Genomic DNA, 17,659 nt, shown 5'->3' on the forward strand with positions numbered 1-17,659 from the left:
GAGGAAGATACAATGCTGTTAATTCGTGACCCGGTTGGGAATGAAGCACCGTTACGGGCGACACAGGTAGCAGTTACGGATAATCTCGGTGAGATTGGTCAGTTATCATTTGTTGTTAATGCTACTGATATCAGTACTTATGGAGCGGAATTGTTAGGACCTAGGGCTGTAGTTACGGTTCCAGAGACTAAGCAAATGTACCGTTTAAGTAATATCTCTAGTATTTCGGTTGGCAATTTTAATCAGATAACGGTAACGGCTACCCATATTGCATCTGATTTGCACGATAAATTTATTGATGAAAATGTTGCAAAAGGTAGCAAGTCACTGGATGATTGTATGAAAATTCTTGTCGCTGACACTAAATTTAAGTACACCATTCACGACAAATTCAGTAATTTTGAGTTTACTGACGGCTTTGGTGGCGGATATGCTGATGATTTATTTATTAATACACTTGCTCCTGATTTTGGATTTGAGTTCTCGTTTAATAATTATCAGATTGATATCTACAAGACCGTTGGCAAAAGTAATGCCTTTGTTTTTGTTGATGGCCTTAATATCTCGAAAATTAATAAGACAGAGGATTATACCAATATCCAGACCTATATCAAGGGAACGGGTAAGGATCCCAATGATGATAGTGATGATTCTGATTCTAATGATAACGGTGATGATACTAATCCAAGCGGTAAATGGATTAGCCCCGTTGGAACGGGTGGCCATTTTATGGCTGGTCAACTATTTGGTGATACTGTGGGACGAGGAAATGTTCATGATGGATTAGATTTTGGTAGTTTAATGGGTTGGAGCCATACGATTGTAGCGCCACATGATAGCAAGATTGTGTACGTTGGATATGATCAACCATGGGCGCACGGCATGATTGTTGGCGTAACGGGAAATCTTTGGTGGTTATGTCAAGAATATTCCAATGTTTGGACCGCGGACACGTTTGTAAAGGTAGGACAGATGGTAAAAGCTGGTGACCATATCGCCAATATGACTAATAATCATTTACATTTTGGTATGACCAAACAGGGACTAGCTACAGCGATTGCAGGTAGTAATACGACAGCTGGTTTTATTGACCCAAGGCCATACTTAGGTGTTTAGGGGGGATAAAATGGCGAAAAAACCAATTCCAAGTGCCGAATATTCAAGCCCGCTAAAAGATATTTACGGCAAAATTGATGCTGAACCGATTCAAGATGACCGTTTTACAGATAGTAATTCGTTACTTGAATATTTGAAAACGAAATTAAACGATCAGCCAGATATCCAATACACAATGGACTTTGCTAATTTTTCAAAGGGTGCGCCGTTAGCTGATTTTAATAACGTTAGTCCTGGTAACTATGGTTGGTTGAGGAATCGGTTTGGATTAGATGTTGAAGTCCGAGTAACAAGTAATGTTTGGTACCCGCAAGAGCCAGAATTGGTACCGCAATTAACGTTTGGTACCAGGAAGAAAACATTAACTCAAATCCAAAGTGATGAACGTAGACAAATTAAAGCAATGCCTCAGATTTCAAAAGCAGCGAAAGATGCTTCCAGTAAAGCAGAAGTTGCTCTGAATTCGAGATTAACAGGTGAGGTGGTTGGTGAAGTTGACTAAGATTATTCAATTAACGGCGCCAGCAGACAATGATGCTTTAGGATTGAAGAAAGGTGATAACTACTACGTTGTTACTCATGCTAAGGGGATTGTCGGGCTTGGTGATTTTGTGAACGACTTAATTCCAGATGTTGCGACTCTTGAAACAGATGGATTGATGAGTAAAAAAGATAAAGCTAATTTAGATAAATTAATGGGACCACAGGATAAGATTCAGATGAAATCGCCTGATGGTTCCATTTTTAATATCACGATTAGTAATGACGGTAAACTCCTACCGGTTAAGGAGGATAAGGATGAATAAACTAAAAATAATTAATTTAGTGACGGACGATTTAACCGATGCACTCGATGATACTAATCGAAAACAATTGGTTGATAATTTTAAATCAACCGAAGACACGATTAATAAGATAATCGACATCCTGAACACGGATGACGATACCGATTGTATCAGCAAACAGGATGTAATCACGCTTTTCACCGAACTGGTTAAAGTATTACAGTACTACGACATGCCAATCAGTTTCGATGGCAAGCATATTAAGAATGATGGGGAGGAATAGTTAATGGATAAATTGAAGCCCACAGTAATTACATTAGATGTTGATAAACCCGGGGTTCAAGTGCACGATCTCTCCAATAGTTTTAATGCTAGGGTAGGAGACAATCAAGTGCCACTAGTAATTAAATATATTGAACGCGGAATTGTTGAGCGCATGACAGCTGAGCAACTGACCCCGTTTATGGCTGGTTATGTTGGACAGCCAGACGAAGATGAAAAGGTAACGGCTGAAACCGGTATTGCGGTTAGTTACCATGGTTCTAGTAGCAATATTATTGGCGGTGGCAAGGTTAAGATGGATTTACCAGGCGCCATGTTTCCGCAAGAGGGAATGTTCTACGGATTCTTTGGATTGGAGAACGATAAGGGTAAACGGGTAACGACAAATACCGTTCGTTTTATTGTTGAGAACGATAATCCCGATATGTATGTGGATACTGAACCGTTTCGTTCAGAATTGCAAAAATTATTGGATTTAGCCCAAGCATTGATTGATAAAACTAAAGGCGATTTAAAAGATGAAATCCAATCAATCAGAGATAAAGCCACTAATTTATTCCAACAATTAAATGGCGATTATACGACCATCCAAACCACAGTTACATCATTAACCACACAGCTTGCAGAATTAGCTAAAAAAATTGACGATAAAGGACTGTTAACAAAGGCTGATCTAGAATCCTATTTGGCAACATTTAAAGAAGGGCTAGAAGAAATTGAAGCAAACATTCAGAAAGAATTAGGCGACTTTCAGGATGCCGACCCACTTGTAGCTTATTTTGACGATGACGTTAATGAGGTTGGCGGTGTGATTCCGTCATACTATCGCAATAAGCTCAATCAAATGAGTTCAATTCCCAAGGATAATTTTAATGTTGGCTTTATTACCGATGCCCACTTGCAATTGGACAACTACGCACCAAACTCGATTGCTCACTATGCTTATATTGCAGCTGCTAGTCGACGAGCACGGTTAGATGCCATTATTGCTGGCGGAGACAATACAAATGGCTGGTGGGAGAAAAACCAGAAAATGGTAGAAACTCAGCAAGCAACTTCAACACTATTTAATCGCACGGCAGCTGGCACTGATGTGTTTTTTCAGATGGGAAATCATGATACCGGAATTAATCAAAACGGCCATAATACGCCTGATACATGTTTATCAGAATCTGAAATTAAAGCCATGTATCACACTGCTGATTTAATGTACGGCGAAGTACGAGACGGCGATAGTCTATATGGGTACAAGGATTATCCAGATAAAAAAGTACGATTAATTTGGTTGAACAGCTTTGATTTACCTTATGAGTTAAATGACGATGGCACCTTTAAATACGATTTCCTTCGTCAACCATCTTATCGTAATCAGCAGTTAACATGGTTGGCTGAAAAAGCATTGATGATTCCTGATAATACGTGGCAAGTAATGGTATTCGCACATGCACCATTACCGGATACGTTTGGAGTTATCCCAACTGAGTTTAATTCAGACGTCTTAATTGGCATTTTAAATGCGTTCCAAGACGGAAAAGCTTATGCATTGAAGGACACTACCCGAGAGATGCCAATTGATATTAATGTCGATTTCTCAACGCAAGGAGCCAGTGTATTAATTGGATTGTTCACGGGTCACGTTCACGAGGATGGACAGATGGTTTACTCAAGTATCAACTGCGTAGAAACAGCCTGCAGTCTATGTTATTCCGGTGATTCTAATCGTGAGCGGTATACCGAAACGGAAGACTGCTGGGATATTTTCTCGGTTGATACAGCTAACCGAAAAATCCACGCTTATCGTTTTGGCTACGGTGAAGACCGTGATTTTAGTTATTAAAAATGGGGTGTTATAGATGAAAAAAATGAATTTGCCAATACTTGGTGGCGCCATGCGCAAGTTAATGGCTGAATTCTATGGTCATAAAGGCGCGCGCAACAGTGTTAATAATTTAGTCCACGCTACGGCAACAGAAGACCAGGACGGGTTTCAATCCGCTTTTGACAAGTTAATGGTTGATCAACGTTGCCGGCGTGCGACTGGATTACAGGCGGACAAAACCTACGATATTTTAAAAGATTTAGGTATTGGATATTGGATCGGTCGTAACTTTACCAATGCCCCCAAAGGTGCCGATGGCTCTATGTCATTAATAGAAGTAACAGGATGGGAAGACTATTTACAATATAATTTTACTCGACTGACTGATGGTCGGACATGGACACGGACAATCTACACGGACACGTACGACACAGGCTGGAATGATAACGTGTGGGTCAAAGTAGTTACTACTAACGGATTCACCGGACATTGTGCAGTTCGAAAAGTTATCGACCCTAGTCATGACGCAATTGAAGTACGTTTTTCGTTAAAAGGTACGCTTAAAGCAGGTGATCCAATTGATATTGCAACACTGCCTAATGGTTATACAACATTAGACCCTAATGCCATTTATTTTAACGGCACTGGAGCAGTCGCTGATGGTAGTGTGCCGGTTGGTTTCTACATCCACGGTGGCAATAAACTAGGTGCTTACCGGTTAGAAAAAGGTGGCGAAACCATCTCAGAGCTTCGCGGATTTGCCCACATTGAACGTGGAGATTCTACAATTTAGGGGGGTAAAAATGGTATATAAATTTGACGACAGCGGTCTGTTGATTGACTATTTTCCAGATAAAAACACAGTTGAAGATGCTGAGCATGAAACATTAATAGCACCGCCGGATGGATTATACGAGCCAAGATTTGACATTAAATCTCAAACCTGGACAGGAATTTCAGAAACTGAATGGGATAAGGAACATCCCTATAATCCTGAACCGTCCGTTATAGATAAGGCTATTGCCGCCTTAACTTTGCAGATGGCCAAACAATCAGAAAAACAAGATGAATTTAATGCGCAGTTACTACTCAAGCTTGCTCAATTAGGAGGTGGAGCGAATGTATAGTTTTGTTCAGGATTATTATAAAAAAGGTCTTTATACTAGTGATGATTTATTAACACTAAAAAATGGAGGGGTAATTACCGAAGACGAATACAATACTTTGATCGACGCCGAATCATAGGCGTTTTATTTTAACATTGGATGTAGCTGAATCTTTCCTTATAATTAGTTATTGAAAATCAATTATAAGGTGGATGAGTTATGAATAAAAAAGAAAGTATAGATCAATTAATCCAAATTATCCATAATCAAAATGCTTGGTACATTGGGTTATTAGGCGCTCTTTTAGCTGTAATTACTATTTTCTTAACTTTTTATAGTTTTCAGCAAAAAAGAATTTCAGATGAACAAGTTGAAAAATTCAATAATGAAATAAAAAAAGCTTGGGAAATAAACGAAGATTTAAAGCGGAGTAATGAGACAATTATCCAGTATACTTTGCAATCTATGAGTCATGAAGAATATTTTGTAAAAACAGATTGGCAACAAAAAGCTAAACTGTATCTATCAAGTAAATCTATGTTTGAAAAGTATTATCAAAAAAATGACGATTTGAAATTAATTTTAAAAGTTGCGAAGGGAGGAGCGGTAATAGGTTCAAAAAGGTATTTTGAATATCTATTGGAAGAAGATGGAAAACATCTTGATATTACGGAATGGATAAACAGGTGGAATGAAATATACAAAGTTGGTAAAAGGAATGATAAACAATTTTGGGGGTACTTAGTAGATTTTAATTATGAAGAAATGTTGCAATTAGGGAACACTATACAAAATGTACAATTAAAAAATAAGTGGTTTGTAGAACTAGATAAAGTAAACAATTTTTGGATTAATGAAGTGCTCTAAACAGAGTGCTTTTTATTTTTGTCCGAAAATGAGAGAAAGAAGATGATATATTGCACGTGATTTTTGGTTTGACGATTGCAGAATGGGGGACAATCGTTGTTATTGCTAGTACGATTATTGGATTTTTAAACAATGTGCTGAAAACTAATGTAAAGATCCCTCTGGATGAGGTTAGAAAAGAACTCAAGGATATACGAGAGCAAGAATCTACAAAACACGAAAAAATTGATGAAGATGTCAGGGGACTTGATTCGCGTGTTTCCAACGTGGAAGGGCGGGTTCAGGCTTTAGAAGGACAGAAAGGAGTCCATTAATGAAATCTAAAATCACCAAAGTTAAATTTACCAAGGTGGATTGGCATGACGGCAAGTTGTGGGCCAGTATTATCGGCATGCTAATCTTGTTGGCCCAGCAATTAATGAGATTGTTCGGGATTGATTATCCGGCTGATTGGTCTCAGATAATTGGGATTGCTAACACAGTGCTGGCCATTCTAAGCACGTTTGGAATTCTGAACAATGTCACAGAAGTTAAAGGCGGTGATAATGATGCGAAAATTAAATAAGCTAAGATGGGTTGTTGCGATAGCAGCGGCCTTTTTTGTTGGAGAGAGCACAGGCACATTAGTCAGTGCTAACGCCGGTAGTGCTACGAATAATCAGTACACCAACGTCCAGCATAAGGCAGTGGCTAAGCATCCCAACAGTGTCAAGGCTAAGACAGGTCAGAAACAAGCTCGCAAAGCTGTTACCTCTGTCCGCAGTCAAGGCGTTGATTGGGCAAAATACCAAGGCTTTAATGGAGTTAGGGGTTATAAAAATGACCAGTTTGCTATTGCTCAAATTGGTGGATCTTATGGCGGAACATTTATTGATCAGCCCACTTATAACAGCCAGGTTGCTAGTGCACTTAACCAAGGCATGCGGGCACACACTTACATTTGGTATGGAGTTGGTGACAGTAAAGCACTAGGTAAGCAATGTTTAGACTACTACTTACCACGAGTTAAGACACCGAAAGGTTCAATTGTGGCACTTGATTATGAAGACGGTGCTAAAGCTAGCTATTGGAATGGCAGTCGCTATATTAGCACGTTAGCCGAAAAGGAAGCCAACACTGATGCCATTATTTATGGCATGCAGAAGATTAAAGATGCTGGTTATCAGCCAATGTACTACAGTTACAAGCCTTACACTTTAGACCATGTCGACTATAAGCGAATTGTCCAGAAGTTTGGCACATGCCTCTGGATTGCTGGATATCCTGATTACCTAGTCCGGAGCACACCGTACTGGGGCGTTTTTCCAAGCATGGATGGAGTAGCAATTTGGCAATTTACTTCAACGTATATCCAAGGCGGCCTTGATGGAAACATCGACTTAACTGGTATTACCCATAAAGGTTATGATGGTAAGCAACCGGCTCCAAAACCTGCCCCAAAGCCCAAACCTGTCAAGAAAGTTAATGTAACTTATGCAATGCACCAAAAGGGCGGAAGCTGGTATCCGGATGTTAAGAACTTCGGTTCAGGCTCGAACGGCTATGCCGGTGCTCCTTATTGCGCTAACGATTTACTTTATTTGAAAGTTAATCGTGGGTCAATTAAATATCGTGTGCACACAATCGAAGATGGCTGGCTTCCTTGGGTAAACAAGGCTAATAAGAACGATACGGTCAACGGGGTTGCCGGAATTAAAGGTCACACAATTGATGGTGTTCAAATTGTTTATACAACTCCAAAAGGTGAGACCTACCAGCAAGCTTACTACCGTTCGCAATCAACGCAACGAGGTGGTTACCTCGGTACCTGTACCGACAATGGTTCGGTGGCTGGTTATGATAGCTGGGCTGGAATGTATGGCGAACCACTGGATCGGTTACAAATTAGCATTAACAATCATAGTGATTTCTAACGAACATAATAGTAGAAACAAATCAAGCTCACTGGCCACAACGGCTGGTGGGCTTTTTTATTTTGCAATAATAAGGCATTATATAGCATAATAAAGGCAACAATTATATTTGAGGTATCTTAAATGCTATTTACAGTAATTCCACTTGATTCTTTTAAAAATATATCATCAATTATATCTATTGATTTTGTAAAAAATGTATCATTGATTATATCTACCTTGGTATCAATAAGTTCTATTTTAAGATTTTTATATAATAAATTTTTGTCAAAGCCTGATTTTGGTATTATTGCACAGCAACCATTAGGATGGTCAAAAGGCGTTGATGTAGTTTGCGTAGTAAATAATGGTGCTAGGACAAAGAATCCACCGAAAATTGAATTTTTTGCTGAGACAAGGTTTAGTTGTCAGGTTAAGGAAATATCGGGACGAATTGAAGATGAAGAAGTACACTTTCCTATTCATCAAATTAGTAAGGGATATGTTTTAACAAATAAGAATAAGGGAGTTATTGCAAAGGTAACTCAACATCAATCAACAGATGTTTTTACACAATTCGAATATTATTCAAATGAAGATTATATAAATCAATTTAAAAAAGATTATAGAATGTATATAGGGGAAAATATTTCTTGCAATAAAAAATTGGAGTCTGCGCCCAATGTTTTGCTCAAGAGTAATCCTTGGACGATTGTCTATGTAGCAAAAATAACTTATAATCCTAATCGCATATTTTCTAAAGACAAGATAGCGTATATACAACTTAACCAGAAGTTAAATGAGGCTAACAATTCAAAGCCTTCCAATGAAAGTTATTTCAAGATAGTTAAAGAAAAAAATGACTTACAACCCCATCCTGAAGATGCAATAAATATCTGGAGTAGTGATACAAAATCTCCTTATCTAGCAAAGTGTCAACAACAAGTTATTGAGCATATTGCCTTTAGAAATTCAACGCAATCAAATTAATTGGATTTATACCTGTTTTTAAGGATGGTATTGTCTATGAAAATTTCAAATGGACGATTGTATGGGAAAAACGTGGGATTTAAAAATCTAGCAACTTATAATCGCCGCCATTAATAGATTTATAGGGCAAGTATATAAGCGCGTGCACCTCGTTTAGGACTATTAAATTTGCAATTATTATCGATACTTTTAAAGCCATAGCTGGAATGCTATGGCTTTTTGTGGTGAGGTATTTTTAAAGAAGTGAAAAGTAGCGACAATTTTTAGAAATGCCTCGGAATAGTTAGTGGAACTATTGGCATCCTAGATTTTATCGGAACTACTAATAAAAAAGTTAGTGAGAAGTTCCGATGGACCTTTATTTTTCTTGTTAACTCCCACCAGCGGAATCGAACCGCTGCGTGTCACCAGAGTGAGGATACGCTATGGTCTAGCGTATTCATTTCCTCTAGGTGCTCGATGAGCACCCGATGAATCAGCATCTTGTTGGCTAACGTATTGGAAATTACTAGGATTCTTAACTCTTGAATAGTACAAATTGCTGTCAGACACAAAAACCATGCCAGGTCCAGCAACTGTCCAATCGCCTTCTTGTGTGGAAGAAACTTCTTCGATAGAAGAAGAGCTTACCTCGTTACTTGACTCGTTGTCATCACTAGACGTCACAGAATCTGTATCCGATTCAGAACTGGCTTCATCTGTATCGTAATCCTCATCAGATGAAGCTTCTTCTGAACTATCAGATTCATCGTCTAAGTCGTTATCGCTTGAAGAATCGTCTACATCTTCGTCAAAATCATCTTCATCACTTTCGTCTATATCCTCGTCAGAATTATCTGAACTTTTAGCTACTTTTTCAGTTTTTGAACTATTGGTATCAGAAGATGGTGTCTCAGCAATTGCTATTCCAGTTATTAAAAGGATAACGCTAAAAAATCCGATAACTAGGGCAATGAGAGGTTTTCTGTGGTAAAAATCCATAATAGGTTCTCTATAATGATAGATTGCCCAAATACCTAGCCCAATAATAATTATGTACCAGAATCTAATTAACAGAAAAAACAATATTACTATACCAACACAGCCCCAAAATCCTGTGCTTTCTTTTTTCAAATTGAACTCCTCCAAAAAGTTTCAGCTTTTAACGTCGTCAGTTTTTGGACTTGTTTTTTTACAAACGAAGACTAATCACAACGGGTTACTAGAGTGGAATAGGATTTTTTGGAAATCTTCTGTTTCTAGTAATCATTAACATTAACCTTGCTACTTAATTAGAAAGATTCAACTATTTTAATCGGAATCCTTTAATACCAAATGACAAATTTTTTGTGTTTAATAACTGTGCCTTATTATTTTGTAAGTCAGCGTAGTATGTAACATTAAAGTTTTTGTATTGATTGCATCCATTAAAAGATGGGGCATCTTTTAAAATACCCATCTTCTAATTCTGCCGAATACTTATGGCTGTAAAATTTTTAGTAGTAATTTTAATGCTAAGTGTGTTTTGGCTTTTCCATTATTTAGATTACAGAACGCATTTTGTAGCGTTGCCTAAACTGCTTATTGATGTAGTTTGATTTCTTCGTTATATTGTATCAATTTTGCAACCTTACAGTGTAAAATATATCAAAAGTTTTACAATAACACCACTGTTTTCTTTAAAATAAATGGATGTTACGCCATTTAAATAACCTTTGGAAAACCAACTAATAAACATTCAATTAAAATTTATTAATGCTTTTGATAAAGCCCGTCGCTTTTGCTAGAATTACTTGAATTGGTTCAACGTAAAAATTGGGAGGCACTAATTTTGAATATCGGAATTGATAAGATCAGTTTTTTTACTAGCGACCTTTATCTACCAATGGATGATTTGGCAAAGGCGCGCAAAGAAGATCCGAATAAGTATTTAATTGGCATTGGACAGTCTAAACAAGCGGTTATCCGGAATTCACAAGACGCAGTCACCTTGGCAGCCAATGCGGCTTGGCAAATTCTCGATGAAAAAGAGCGGCAATCGATTGATTTGATTTTGTTTGGAACTGAGTCGGGAGTGGATAATTCGAAATCTGCGGCGGTTTACTTACAGTCGCTATTGGGGATTAACGCACAGGCAAGCGGGGTAGAGCTTAAGCAAGCTTGTTTTGGACTTACTGCAGGAATTCAGTTGGCGATGGGACATATTGCCCTGCATCCAAAAAGCAGGGTTTTACTCGTCGGTGCCGATATTGCCCGTTACGGAATTAAGACGGCTGGTGAACCAACCCAAGGCGGGGGGGCAGTGGCCATGATTATGAGTGCTAATCCGCGTATCTTAAAGATTAACCCCGAAAGTGCGCATTTGACAAAAGACATTATGGATTTTTGGCGCCCGCTTTATCGTAGTGAAGCGTTGGTAGATGGTCACTACTCATCCCAAGAATTTATTGACTTCTTCCAAAGTACTTTTCAACAGTACTCAGCCAAAACTGGGCAAGGACTTAACGACTTTGCAGCGTTGATTTTCCATTTGCCATACACGAAAATGGGATTAAAAGCTCTTCGAAGCGTGCTGGAAGAAGCACCTGATGATCAAATTGCCGAAGGACTATTAGCTCGTTTTGAAGACAGTCGCCAGTTAAATCGCGAAGTTGGTAATTTATATACTGGATCGTTATACCTCAGTTTATTGTCGCTATTACAGGCACGTTCATTACGTGAAGGGGATCAAATTGGTCTCTTTAGTTATGGTTCAGGAGCAGAAGGAGAGTTTTATACTGGTGAAGTGGTGCAAGGCTATGAGAGAATGTTAGACACAAGCGTTTCTGAGCAGTTACGGCAACGTAAGCCAGTTAGCGTAACTGAATACGAGGAAATTTATCGTAGTTTCATGGCGGCGCAACCATCAGATTTTGTAACGGACTATCAAAATGATCCTGCTCGTTTTGCGTTAAAGGGACAAAAAGATCAGCAACGCCAATACGTAGAACGCAAAGATTGATTTTGAGCTTGATTACTAATTGGCTGGTGCTATTTTTGAAAATAATAAAGGAGACTTCCTGGAAATGGAAGTCTCCTTTATTAATAAGTTTGAAATTTACTTTATGATGCAAGCGCGTCTTCAACTATCTTGCCATCTTTAACGACTAACAAAGCTCGGTTACTATCGGGTTGTAAAAGTTTTACCGTATACCCAGAGCCTAACTCCTTCTTTAAGGATTTTGAAAGTCCAGTAAATTGTTTCTTTAGCCCTGCGTAGCTATCTTTATCAATCGTTCGGGAATCTTTCACCCAAGCGCTGAAAGCTTTTTTGCTATTCGCATCAGTTGGGGTAACCACGAATACTTTTTGATCTGCGTTAAAGGTGAGGTCGCCTAATGACTTCAAATTTTTCTTAAGACTAGCAGTAATGTTTCTTTCTTTAGCAGCCTGTTGTGACGCTGCCTGACTATCACTGTTCATTTTTTCAAATTTGTCGTCTTTAATTGAGGCTTCCTTACTTTTTTTAGCAGCCAAATGTGAACTAGCTGTGCTAGCAGCTGTAGACGGTTTTTCATGAATAACCTGGTTTCCCGAAAAAATGACTAGGGCTAGGGGAATTATAAAAAGAATAATTGCTCCAAAAATGGACTCACGGCTACGAATTGAAGAATGTAGCTTAAAGAGACTAAGTATTAACGCGATTGATGCTAAAACTAAAACATATAACATAATGTCCTCCGAAATGATTCATTGCCTTGACCATTAGTATGACGGGTATAGGCGCAGAAATCAATAGATAACTATTAATTTTAGTATATATCGCTTCTAAAAAGCCCCACCACTTTGCCCAAAATGGTGACGTTGTCCAAAATAATTGGGCTCATGGTATCATTTTCGGGTTGCAAGCGGATGTGGTCGGTTTCTTTAAAGAACCGTTTGCAGGTTGCTTCGTTTTCGTCAGTCATCGCAATTACGATTTCGCCATTATCGGCGGTAGATTGTTTTCGAACGATGACTTGATCGCCCGATAAAATGCCGGCATTGATCATACTTTCCCCTCGAATGGTCAACATGAAAAGATCGCTGCTTTCATTCTTAAATTCCGGTGGAACGGGGAAAAAGTCGGTAGCTTCTTCAACGGCTAGGATGGGTTCCCCAGCGGTAACTACCCCCAAAACTGGGATTTGCTCGCCATTTTCTTGAATGCCAAGCGCTTCTAAGCCTTGGGCCGTAATTTCTAATGCACGAGGCTTAGTAGGATCTTTTTCTAAGTATCCATTTTTTTGTAGGCGGTCGATATGCCCATGTACCGTTGATGTCGAAGATAAACCAATTGCCTTACCAATTTCTCGAACGGTAGGCGGATAACCTTGCGTTTGGACCGTTTGATAGATATACTCAAGAACGTTAAGTTGCTTAGTACTCAAATTCTTTATCATTTTTTCACCCCACGAATATTTGATATAATTTTAACATAGACAGGTGAACTTCTCAAACAGATGTTCGCATTTTGCCAAACGAAATAAATAAAGGGGAGTAATAGTAATGGCAGATCAAGAAATGCAAAAGCTAATTAAACGGATTAATGAATTAGCAAAAAAAGCAAAAGAAGAAGGCTTAACTGAGCTTGAAACTATTGAACGTAAGGAATTGCGGCAAAAATATTTAAAACGGTTTAGAGAAAGTTTTCGGAGCCAAATTGAAATGATGAAGATTTTTGATAAAGATGGTAAGGAAGTCACCCCCGAAAAGGTAAAGAAAGTTCAACGAAAAAAAGGCTTACGTGACGATTAAACGGGGCTTTTGTTTTTACTTGTTTTTGTGTAAAATGAAAAGGCAGACTGTTCACGAGGAGGATTGACAATGTCAACTGGAATTTGGATTATGATTGTAATTATCGCCGTTCTTGTTGGAGCAATCGGTGGATTTTTCTTTGCACGTCGTTACATGGAAAACTACTTAAAGAATAACCCACCAATTAACGAAGACATGCTTAGAACAATGATGCTTCAGATGGGGCAAAAGCCATCACAAAAAAAGCTCCATCAAATGATGACCGCAATGAAGAATCAATCGAAAAAATAAAAAAGCGTCCGTTATTTGGACGCTTTTTTTGTATGGGAAGGCTCGGCCATGTCAACATATTGGAACGTTGGATCTAATTCGCGGTCTAAAGCAGCAAAGGCCGCGTTTAAGTCTTTTTCCAATTGGGCTAAGTTTTCGTCGTTCATCCGAGTTTTTCGGTCAATTACGATTGGCTCACCAAAATTAATTTGAACCTTTCGCCGGCTAAATAGAGCTTTAAACGAAAGTGGTCCCTGATAAACAGCGGGGACAATGGGAACGTTAGCTAGCTTGGCAATCACGAATGCACCGTTTTTTAATTCTTGGGAATGGCGCGTGCCAGATGGAAAAATAATGGTTGAGAGTTCACCTTTTTTTAAAATTTTGACGGGCACTTTGATTGCCGATGGGCCAGGATTCTGACGATCAACTGGAAAAGCGTTGAGCTTGGTGATTAACCATTTTAAAAATCGGTTTTGAAACAGTTCCTTTTTCGCCATAAAAGAAAAACGCTTTGGGTAAGCTGCTAATGCATATAAAACCGGGTCCAGCCACGTTCGGTGTGGTGCAACTAACACGTACGAACCGCTTGGCAACCGATCTTTGTGATGGAATTGCGGGCGCCCGTTAATCAGCGTTAGAAGCCCCGAAACTAGATGTTTAATAAATGTATACAACATATAGAATAACCTTTGCTTTCAATTTGATATTAATTTGATTATATTATGAAGTAATGGGATTGAAAAGGAGTTTTAAATGGAAGTTAAGTTAAATGCTGACGAACGAATTGATCAGCTTTATCGCGATAATATTCAAATTATTCAAAGTCCTAGCGTTTTTTCATTTTCACTAGATGCGGTATTGTTAGCTAATTTCGCGGAAGTAAAGCAAAGTTCCAAGGCACAAATTGTTGACCTTTGTGCAGGAAACGGAGCGGTAGGACTTTTTTTATCTAAAAAAACCAATGGGCATGTGACAATGGTAGAAATTCAGTCACGTTTAGCGGAGATGGCCGAGCGAAGTATTTTACTTAACGACCTTGGAGAACGCTACCGCGTGTTGAATCTCCCGCTTGCAGACTCATTAGGAACAATTAAAACTGACAGCGTTGATAGCATTGTTTGCAACCCGCCGTATTTTCCAAACCATCCGGATAGTAAAAAAAATCCTAACCAGTTTTTGGCAATTGCCCGGCATGAAATAACGACTTCCCTTAATGAAATTTTGGAAACTAGTCAAAAAATGTTGAAAATGAATGGAAAACTATTTATGGTGCATCGTCCCGACCGGTTACCGGAAATTATTAATGACTTTACCCAAAATCGACTTGCTCCTAAACGGATTCAATTTGTTCACTCGCATGAGGGCGACGAAGCCAACATGGTTTTGATCGAAGCAATCAAGGATGGCAGGCCTAATGGAGTTAGAATTTTACCGCCAATCATTACTTATGACGGGCTTGAATATTCACCAACAGTAAAGGAAATGTTATATGGAAGCACCAAGTGAAAACGGTTTTTACTTCTACGTGCTCTGGTGTGCAGACCAGACGTTGTACACAGGCTACACGGTTAATTTAAAACAACGGGTTGCCCGGCATAATTCTGGCCAAGGCGCTAAATATACCCGGGTTCCTAAACGTCGTCCGGTTCAGCTGCTTTATTATGAAAGTTTTGAAAACCAGCATGATGCAATGAGTGCAGAATATTTTTTTAAAAAACAAAGCCGCAAAGAGAAACTTAAATATTTAAAAAATAATGGGGTAATAGTAACTACTTTCTCACATTAGTGGTACATTTATATTGATTAAAAAAGAAAGGGGTAATATTACAATGAAGATTATTGCTTATGGAATTCGTGACGATGAAAAACCATATTTAGACGAATGGGTAACGAAGAACCATATCGAGGTTAAAGCGGTCCCCGATTTGTTAGATTCTAGTAACATTGATTTGGCAAAGGATTACGATGGGGTAGTTGCTTACCAACAAAAGCCTTACACCGCTGATTTATTTGATAAGATGCACGAATTTGGGATTCATGCCTTCTCGCTGCGTAACGTCGGAGTTGATAACGTACCCGCAGATGCACTCAAGAAAAATGATATCAAAATTTCGAACGTACCAGCATATTCTCCAAGAGCAATTGCTGAATTGTCAGTCACCCAACTGTTAGCATTACTCCGTAAGATTCCTGAATTTGAATACAAAATGGCTCATGGCGATTATCGTTGGGAACCAGACATCGGTTTGGAACTTAATCAAATGACCGTTGGGGTAATTGGTACCGGACGGATTGGCCGTGCTGCAATTGACATTTTTAAAGGATTTGGCGCAAAGGTAATTGCGTACGATGTTTTCCGTAATCCTGCATTAGAAAAGGAAGGCATGTATGTAGATACTTTAGAAGAACTTTACCAACAAGCTAACGTGATTACTTTACACGTTCCAGCACTAAAGGATAATTACCACATGTTGGATGAAAAGGCCTTTGGTCAAATGCAAGACGGAACCTTCATTTTAAACTTCGCGCGGGGGACTTTAATTGATACACCTGCACTTTTAAAGGCGTTAGATAGTGGTAAAGTTGCCGGAGCTGCGCTAGATACTTACGAAAACGAAGTCGGCATTTTTGATGTCGATCATGGTGATCAACCAATTGATGACCCAGTCTTTAACGATTTGATGAGTCGCCGTAACGTAATGATTACGCCACACGCTGCCTTCTACACCCGTCCAGCGGTTAAAAACATGGTTCAAATCGCCTTAGACAACAACCGGGACTTAATTGAAAAGAATTCTTCAAAGAATGAAGTTAAGTTTGACTAATTTTTCTGCTTGAAATGAGTTTTAAGGTAAGGTAAAATTGTACTCGGCTTATGAGGCCAAAAACACACTTGGTTGGAAGTCAAAGGCGTGCTTTGTGAGGTTGACTTACGAAGTCCTGCGACCGTAGATAACCAAGGAGGAAAAAACTAGGAGGAAAATAACATGTCTGTTATTTCGATGAAACAATTGCTTGAAGCAGGTGTACATTTCGGACACCAAACCCGTCGCTGGAACCCTAAGATGAAGCCATTCATTTTTACTGAACGGAATGGTATTTACATCATTGATTTGCAAAAGACCGTTAAGTTGATTGACAATGCTTACAACTTTGTTAAAGACGTTGCTGCAAATGATGGGGTTGTTCTTTTTGTTGGTACTAAGAAACAAGCACAAACTGCTATCGAAGAAGAAGCAAAACGTGCTGGTCAATTCTACGTTAACCATCGTTGGTTAGGTGGAACCCTTACTAACTGGAACACAATCCAAAAACGGATCAAGCGTTTGAAGGATCTTAAGAAGATGGAAGAAGATGGTACTTTTGACCGTCTACCTAAGAAAGAAGTAGCACTTCTTAACAAGCAAAAAGACAAGCTTGAAAAATTCTTGGGTGGTATCGAAGACATGCCACACATTCCAGATGTATTGTTTGTTGTTGACCCTCGCAAGGAACAAATTGCAATCAAGGAAGCTCAAAAATTGAATATTCCGGTTGTAGCTATGGTCGACACCAATACTGATCCAGATCAAGTTGACGTAATTATTCCATCAAATGATGATGCTATCCGTGCCGTTCGTTTGATTACTTCTAAGATGGCTGATGCTGTTGTTGAAGGTCGTCAAGGTGAAGATGATGAAGCTGTTCAACAAGAAGAAGTTGCTGAAGGCGTAAGCAAAGACTCCCTTGAAGACTTGAAGAAGACGGTTGAAGAAGGAAGCAACGAAGAATAAT

General features: G+C 38.9%; 24 protein-coding genes. 20 read left to right on the plus strand and 4 right to left on the minus strand.

Annotation, left to right across the window (positions count from 1 at the left end; genetic code table 11):
- Positions 1–12: 12 nt before the first annotated feature.
- From HMPREF0623_RS09245 to HMPREF0623_RS01610, 13 genes are all read left to right on the plus strand, one after another.
- Positions 13–1,116, plus strand: a complete 1,104-nt coding sequence (locus HMPREF0623_RS09245) for a phage tail protein (RefSeq protein WP_004165790.1) — start codon at positions 13–15, stop codon at positions 1,114–1,116.
- A gap of 10 nt (positions 1,117–1,126) precedes the next feature.
- The gene (locus HMPREF0623_RS01560) at positions 1,127–1,618 is read left to right on the plus strand and encodes a phage tail protein (RefSeq protein WP_036671212.1); all 492 of its coding nucleotides are present in this window, start codon (positions 1,127–1,129) and stop codon (positions 1,616–1,618) included.
- Positions 1,611–1,922, plus strand: a complete 312-nt coding sequence (locus tag HMPREF0623_RS01565; RefSeq protein WP_036671214.1) for a hypothetical protein — start codon at positions 1,611–1,613, stop codon at positions 1,920–1,922. Before HMPREF0623_RS01560 ends, HMPREF0623_RS01565 begins: the two co-directional genes overlap by 8 nt.
- On the plus strand, positions 1,915–2,184 hold the full coding sequence (locus HMPREF0623_RS01570; protein ID WP_004165794.1) for a hypothetical protein: 270 nt from the start codon (positions 1,915–1,917) through the stop codon (positions 2,182–2,184). Before HMPREF0623_RS01565 ends, HMPREF0623_RS01570 begins: the two co-directional genes overlap by 8 nt.
- A 3-nt stretch (positions 2,185–2,187) precedes the next feature.
- The gene (locus HMPREF0623_RS01575; RefSeq protein WP_004165795.1) at positions 2,188–4,020 is read left to right on the plus strand and encodes a metallophosphoesterase; all 1,833 of its coding nucleotides are present in this window, start codon (positions 2,188–2,190) and stop codon (positions 4,018–4,020) included.
- Between the two features lie 25 nt (positions 4,021–4,045).
- A complete protein-coding gene (locus HMPREF0623_RS01580; protein ID WP_143121385.1) occupies positions 4,046–4,795 on the plus strand; it encodes a hypothetical protein in 750 nt (249 codons plus the stop codon).
- A gap of 10 nt (positions 4,796–4,805) precedes the next feature.
- Positions 4,806–5,129 (plus strand): hypothetical protein, encoded by a 324-nt coding sequence (locus HMPREF0623_RS01585; RefSeq protein ID WP_036671216.1) that lies wholly within the window; start codon positions 4,806–4,808, stop codon positions 5,127–5,129.
- Positions 5,122–5,247 carry an XkdX family protein gene (locus tag HMPREF0623_RS09325; protein ID WP_004165798.1) on the plus strand — a complete coding sequence of 42 codons (126 nt, stop codon included), beginning with the start codon at positions 5,122–5,124 and terminating at the stop codon, positions 5,245–5,247. The genes HMPREF0623_RS01585 and HMPREF0623_RS09325 overlap by 8 nt, the downstream gene beginning before the upstream one ends.
- An 80-nt stretch (positions 5,248–5,327) precedes the next feature.
- Positions 5,328–5,975 carry a hypothetical protein gene (locus HMPREF0623_RS01590; RefSeq protein WP_004165799.1) on the plus strand — a complete coding sequence of 216 codons (648 nt, stop codon included), beginning with the start codon at positions 5,328–5,330 and terminating at the stop codon, positions 5,973–5,975.
- Positions 5,976–6,043: 68 nt separating this feature from the next.
- Positions 6,044–6,289 (plus strand): hypothetical protein, encoded by a 246-nt coding sequence (locus HMPREF0623_RS01595; protein ID WP_126130481.1) that lies wholly within the window; start codon positions 6,044–6,046, stop codon positions 6,287–6,289.
- A complete protein-coding gene (locus tag HMPREF0623_RS01600) occupies positions 6,289–6,540 on the plus strand; it encodes a phage holin (protein ID WP_004165801.1) in 252 nt (83 codons plus the stop codon). The genes HMPREF0623_RS01595 and HMPREF0623_RS01600 overlap by 1 nt, the downstream gene beginning before the upstream one ends.
- A complete protein-coding gene (locus HMPREF0623_RS01605) occupies positions 6,494–7,888 on the plus strand; it encodes a GH25 family lysozyme (RefSeq protein ID WP_231698964.1) in 1,395 nt (464 codons plus the stop codon). Before HMPREF0623_RS01600 ends, HMPREF0623_RS01605 begins: the two co-directional genes overlap by 47 nt.
- A gap of 123 nt (positions 7,889–8,011) precedes the next feature.
- Positions 8,012–8,857: a hypothetical protein gene (locus HMPREF0623_RS01610; protein ID WP_004165803.1), complete on the plus strand. Its 846-nt coding sequence runs from the start codon at positions 8,012–8,014 to the stop codon at positions 8,855–8,857.
- A 423-nt stretch (positions 8,858–9,280) separates the two neighbouring features.
- Here HMPREF0623_RS01610 and HMPREF0623_RS01615 read toward each other — a convergent pair whose 3' ends face one another.
- Complete coding sequence (locus HMPREF0623_RS01615) at positions 9,281–9,970, minus strand: hypothetical protein (RefSeq protein WP_004165804.1); 690 nt, start codon at positions 9,968–9,970, stop codon at positions 9,281–9,283.
- A gap of 697 nt (positions 9,971–10,667) precedes the next feature.
- On the opposite strand from HMPREF0623_RS01615, the gene HMPREF0623_RS01620 reads away from it, so the two are divergent.
- Positions 10,668–11,837 carry a hydroxymethylglutaryl-CoA synthase gene (locus HMPREF0623_RS01620; protein ID WP_036671219.1) on the plus strand — a complete coding sequence of 390 codons (1,170 nt, stop codon included), beginning with the start codon at positions 10,668–10,670 and terminating at the stop codon, positions 11,835–11,837.
- A 101-nt stretch (positions 11,838–11,938) separates the two neighbouring features.
- On the opposite strand, the gene HMPREF0623_RS01625 is transcribed toward HMPREF0623_RS01620, so the two are convergent.
- Positions 11,939–12,547: a hypothetical protein gene (locus tag HMPREF0623_RS01625; RefSeq protein ID WP_002831523.1), complete on the minus strand. Its 609-nt coding sequence runs from the start codon at positions 12,545–12,547 to the stop codon at positions 11,939–11,941.
- Positions 12,548–12,627: 80 nt separating this feature from the next.
- A complete protein-coding gene (gene lexA / locus HMPREF0623_RS01630) occupies positions 12,628–13,257 on the minus strand; it encodes a transcriptional repressor LexA (protein WP_002831524.1) in 630 nt (209 codons plus the stop codon).
- 106 nt (positions 13,258–13,363) lie between these two features.
- On the opposite strand from lexA, the gene HMPREF0623_RS01635 reads away from it, so the two are divergent.
- Both HMPREF0623_RS01635 and HMPREF0623_RS01640 read left to right on the plus strand, forming a co-directional pair.
- Entirely contained in the window at positions 13,364–13,612 is a 249-nt protein-coding gene (locus HMPREF0623_RS01635) for a DUF896 domain-containing protein (protein ID WP_002831525.1), read from the plus strand.
- A 69-nt stretch (positions 13,613–13,681) separates the two neighbouring features.
- Positions 13,682–13,903, plus strand: a complete 222-nt coding sequence (locus tag HMPREF0623_RS01640) for a YneF family protein (protein WP_002831526.1) — start codon at positions 13,682–13,684, stop codon at positions 13,901–13,903.
- An 11-nt stretch (positions 13,904–13,914) separates the two neighbouring features.
- On the opposite strand, the gene HMPREF0623_RS01645 is transcribed toward HMPREF0623_RS01640, so the two are convergent.
- A complete protein-coding gene (locus tag HMPREF0623_RS01645) occupies positions 13,915–14,562 on the minus strand; it encodes a lysophospholipid acyltransferase family protein (protein ID WP_002831527.1) in 648 nt (215 codons plus the stop codon).
- Positions 14,563–14,638: 76 nt separating this feature from the next.
- Here HMPREF0623_RS01645 and HMPREF0623_RS01650 point away from each other — a divergent pair, with 76 nt between their 5' ends.
- From HMPREF0623_RS01650 to rpsB, 4 genes are all read left to right on the plus strand, one after another.
- On the plus strand, positions 14,639–15,391 hold the full coding sequence (locus tag HMPREF0623_RS01650) for a tRNA1(Val) (adenine(37)-N6)-methyltransferase (RefSeq protein WP_004165178.1): 753 nt from the start codon (positions 14,639–14,641) through the stop codon (positions 15,389–15,391).
- Entirely contained in the window at positions 15,375–15,671 is a 297-nt protein-coding gene (locus HMPREF0623_RS01655; RefSeq protein ID WP_002831531.1) for a GIY-YIG nuclease family protein, read from the plus strand. Before HMPREF0623_RS01650 ends, HMPREF0623_RS01655 begins: the two co-directional genes overlap by 17 nt.
- Positions 15,672–15,714: 43 nt before the next feature.
- Positions 15,715–16,710: a D-2-hydroxyacid dehydrogenase gene (locus HMPREF0623_RS01660; RefSeq protein WP_002831533.1), complete on the plus strand. Its 996-nt coding sequence runs from the start codon at positions 15,715–15,717 to the stop codon at positions 16,708–16,710.
- A 162-nt stretch (positions 16,711–16,872) separates the two neighbouring features.
- Positions 16,873–17,658 (plus strand): 30S ribosomal protein S2, encoded by a 786-nt coding sequence (gene rpsB, locus HMPREF0623_RS01665; protein ID WP_002831534.1) that lies wholly within the window; start codon positions 16,873–16,875, stop codon positions 17,656–17,658.
- The last annotated feature ends 1 nt before the right edge of the window (position 17,659 follow it).

The organism is Pediococcus acidilactici DSM 20284 (assembly GCF_000146325.1).
In the GTDB taxonomy this organism is placed as follows: domain Bacteria; phylum Bacillota; class Bacilli; order Lactobacillales; family Lactobacillaceae; genus Pediococcus; species Pediococcus acidilactici.

What these genes read in the sequence shown, in the direction of transcription:
- HMPREF0623_RS09245 (WP_004165790.1), top strand. Translation starts at nt 13, where the DNA reads ATGCTGTTAATTCGTGACCCGGTTGGGAATGAAGCACCGTTACGGGCG.
- HMPREF0623_RS01560 (WP_036671212.1), top strand. Translation starts at nt 1,127, where the DNA reads ATGGCGAAAAAACCAATTCCAAGTGCCGAATATTCAAGCCCGCTAAAA.
- HMPREF0623_RS01570 (WP_004165794.1), top strand. Translation starts at nt 1,915, where the DNA reads ATGAATAAACTAAAAATAATTAATTTAGTGACGGACGATTTAACCGAT.
- HMPREF0623_RS01575 (WP_004165795.1), top strand. Translation starts at nt 2,188, where the DNA reads ATGGATAAATTGAAGCCCACAGTAATTACATTAGATGTTGATAAACCC.
- HMPREF0623_RS01580 (WP_143121385.1), top strand. Translation starts at nt 4,046, where the DNA reads ATGAATTTGCCAATACTTGGTGGCGCCATGCGCAAGTTAATGGCTGAA.
- HMPREF0623_RS01585 (WP_036671216.1), top strand. Translation starts at nt 4,806, where the DNA reads ATGGTATATAAATTTGACGACAGCGGTCTGTTGATTGACTATTTTCCA.
- HMPREF0623_RS09325 (WP_004165798.1), top strand. Translation starts at nt 5,122, where the DNA reads ATGTATAGTTTTGTTCAGGATTATTATAAAAAAGGTCTTTATACTAGT.
- HMPREF0623_RS01590 (WP_004165799.1), top strand. Translation starts at nt 5,328, where the DNA reads ATGAATAAAAAAGAAAGTATAGATCAATTAATCCAAATTATCCATAAT.
- HMPREF0623_RS01600 (WP_004165801.1), top strand. Translation starts at nt 6,289, where the DNA reads ATGAAATCTAAAATCACCAAAGTTAAATTTACCAAGGTGGATTGGCAT.
- HMPREF0623_RS01605 (WP_231698964.1), top strand. Translation starts at nt 6,494, where the DNA reads ATGTCACAGAAGTTAAAGGCGGTGATAATGATGCGAAAATTAAATAAG.
- HMPREF0623_RS01610 (WP_004165803.1), top strand. Translation starts at nt 8,012, where the DNA reads ATGCTATTTACAGTAATTCCACTTGATTCTTTTAAAAATATATCATCA.
- HMPREF0623_RS01625 (WP_002831523.1), bottom strand. Translation starts at nt 12,547, where the DNA reads ATGTTATATGTTTTAGTTTTAGCATCAATCGCGTTAATACTTAGTCTC.
- lexA (WP_002831524.1), bottom strand. Translation starts at nt 13,257, where the DNA reads ATGATAAAGAATTTGAGTACTAAGCAACTTAACGTTCTTGAGTATATC.
- HMPREF0623_RS01635 (WP_002831525.1), top strand. Translation starts at nt 13,364, where the DNA reads ATGGCAGATCAAGAAATGCAAAAGCTAATTAAACGGATTAATGAATTA.
- HMPREF0623_RS01640 (WP_002831526.1), top strand. Translation starts at nt 13,682, where the DNA reads ATGTCAACTGGAATTTGGATTATGATTGTAATTATCGCCGTTCTTGTT.
- HMPREF0623_RS01645 (WP_002831527.1), bottom strand. Translation starts at nt 14,562, where the DNA reads ATGTTGTATACATTTATTAAACATCTAGTTTCGGGGCTTCTAACGCTG.
- HMPREF0623_RS01650 (WP_004165178.1), top strand. Translation starts at nt 14,639, where the DNA reads ATGGAAGTTAAGTTAAATGCTGACGAACGAATTGATCAGCTTTATCGC.
- HMPREF0623_RS01655 (WP_002831531.1), top strand. Translation starts at nt 15,375, where the DNA reads ATGGAAGCACCAAGTGAAAACGGTTTTTACTTCTACGTGCTCTGGTGT.
- HMPREF0623_RS01660 (WP_002831533.1), top strand. Translation starts at nt 15,715, where the DNA reads ATGAAGATTATTGCTTATGGAATTCGTGACGATGAAAAACCATATTTA.
- rpsB (WP_002831534.1), top strand. Translation starts at nt 16,873, where the DNA reads ATGTCTGTTATTTCGATGAAACAATTGCTTGAAGCAGGTGTACATTTC.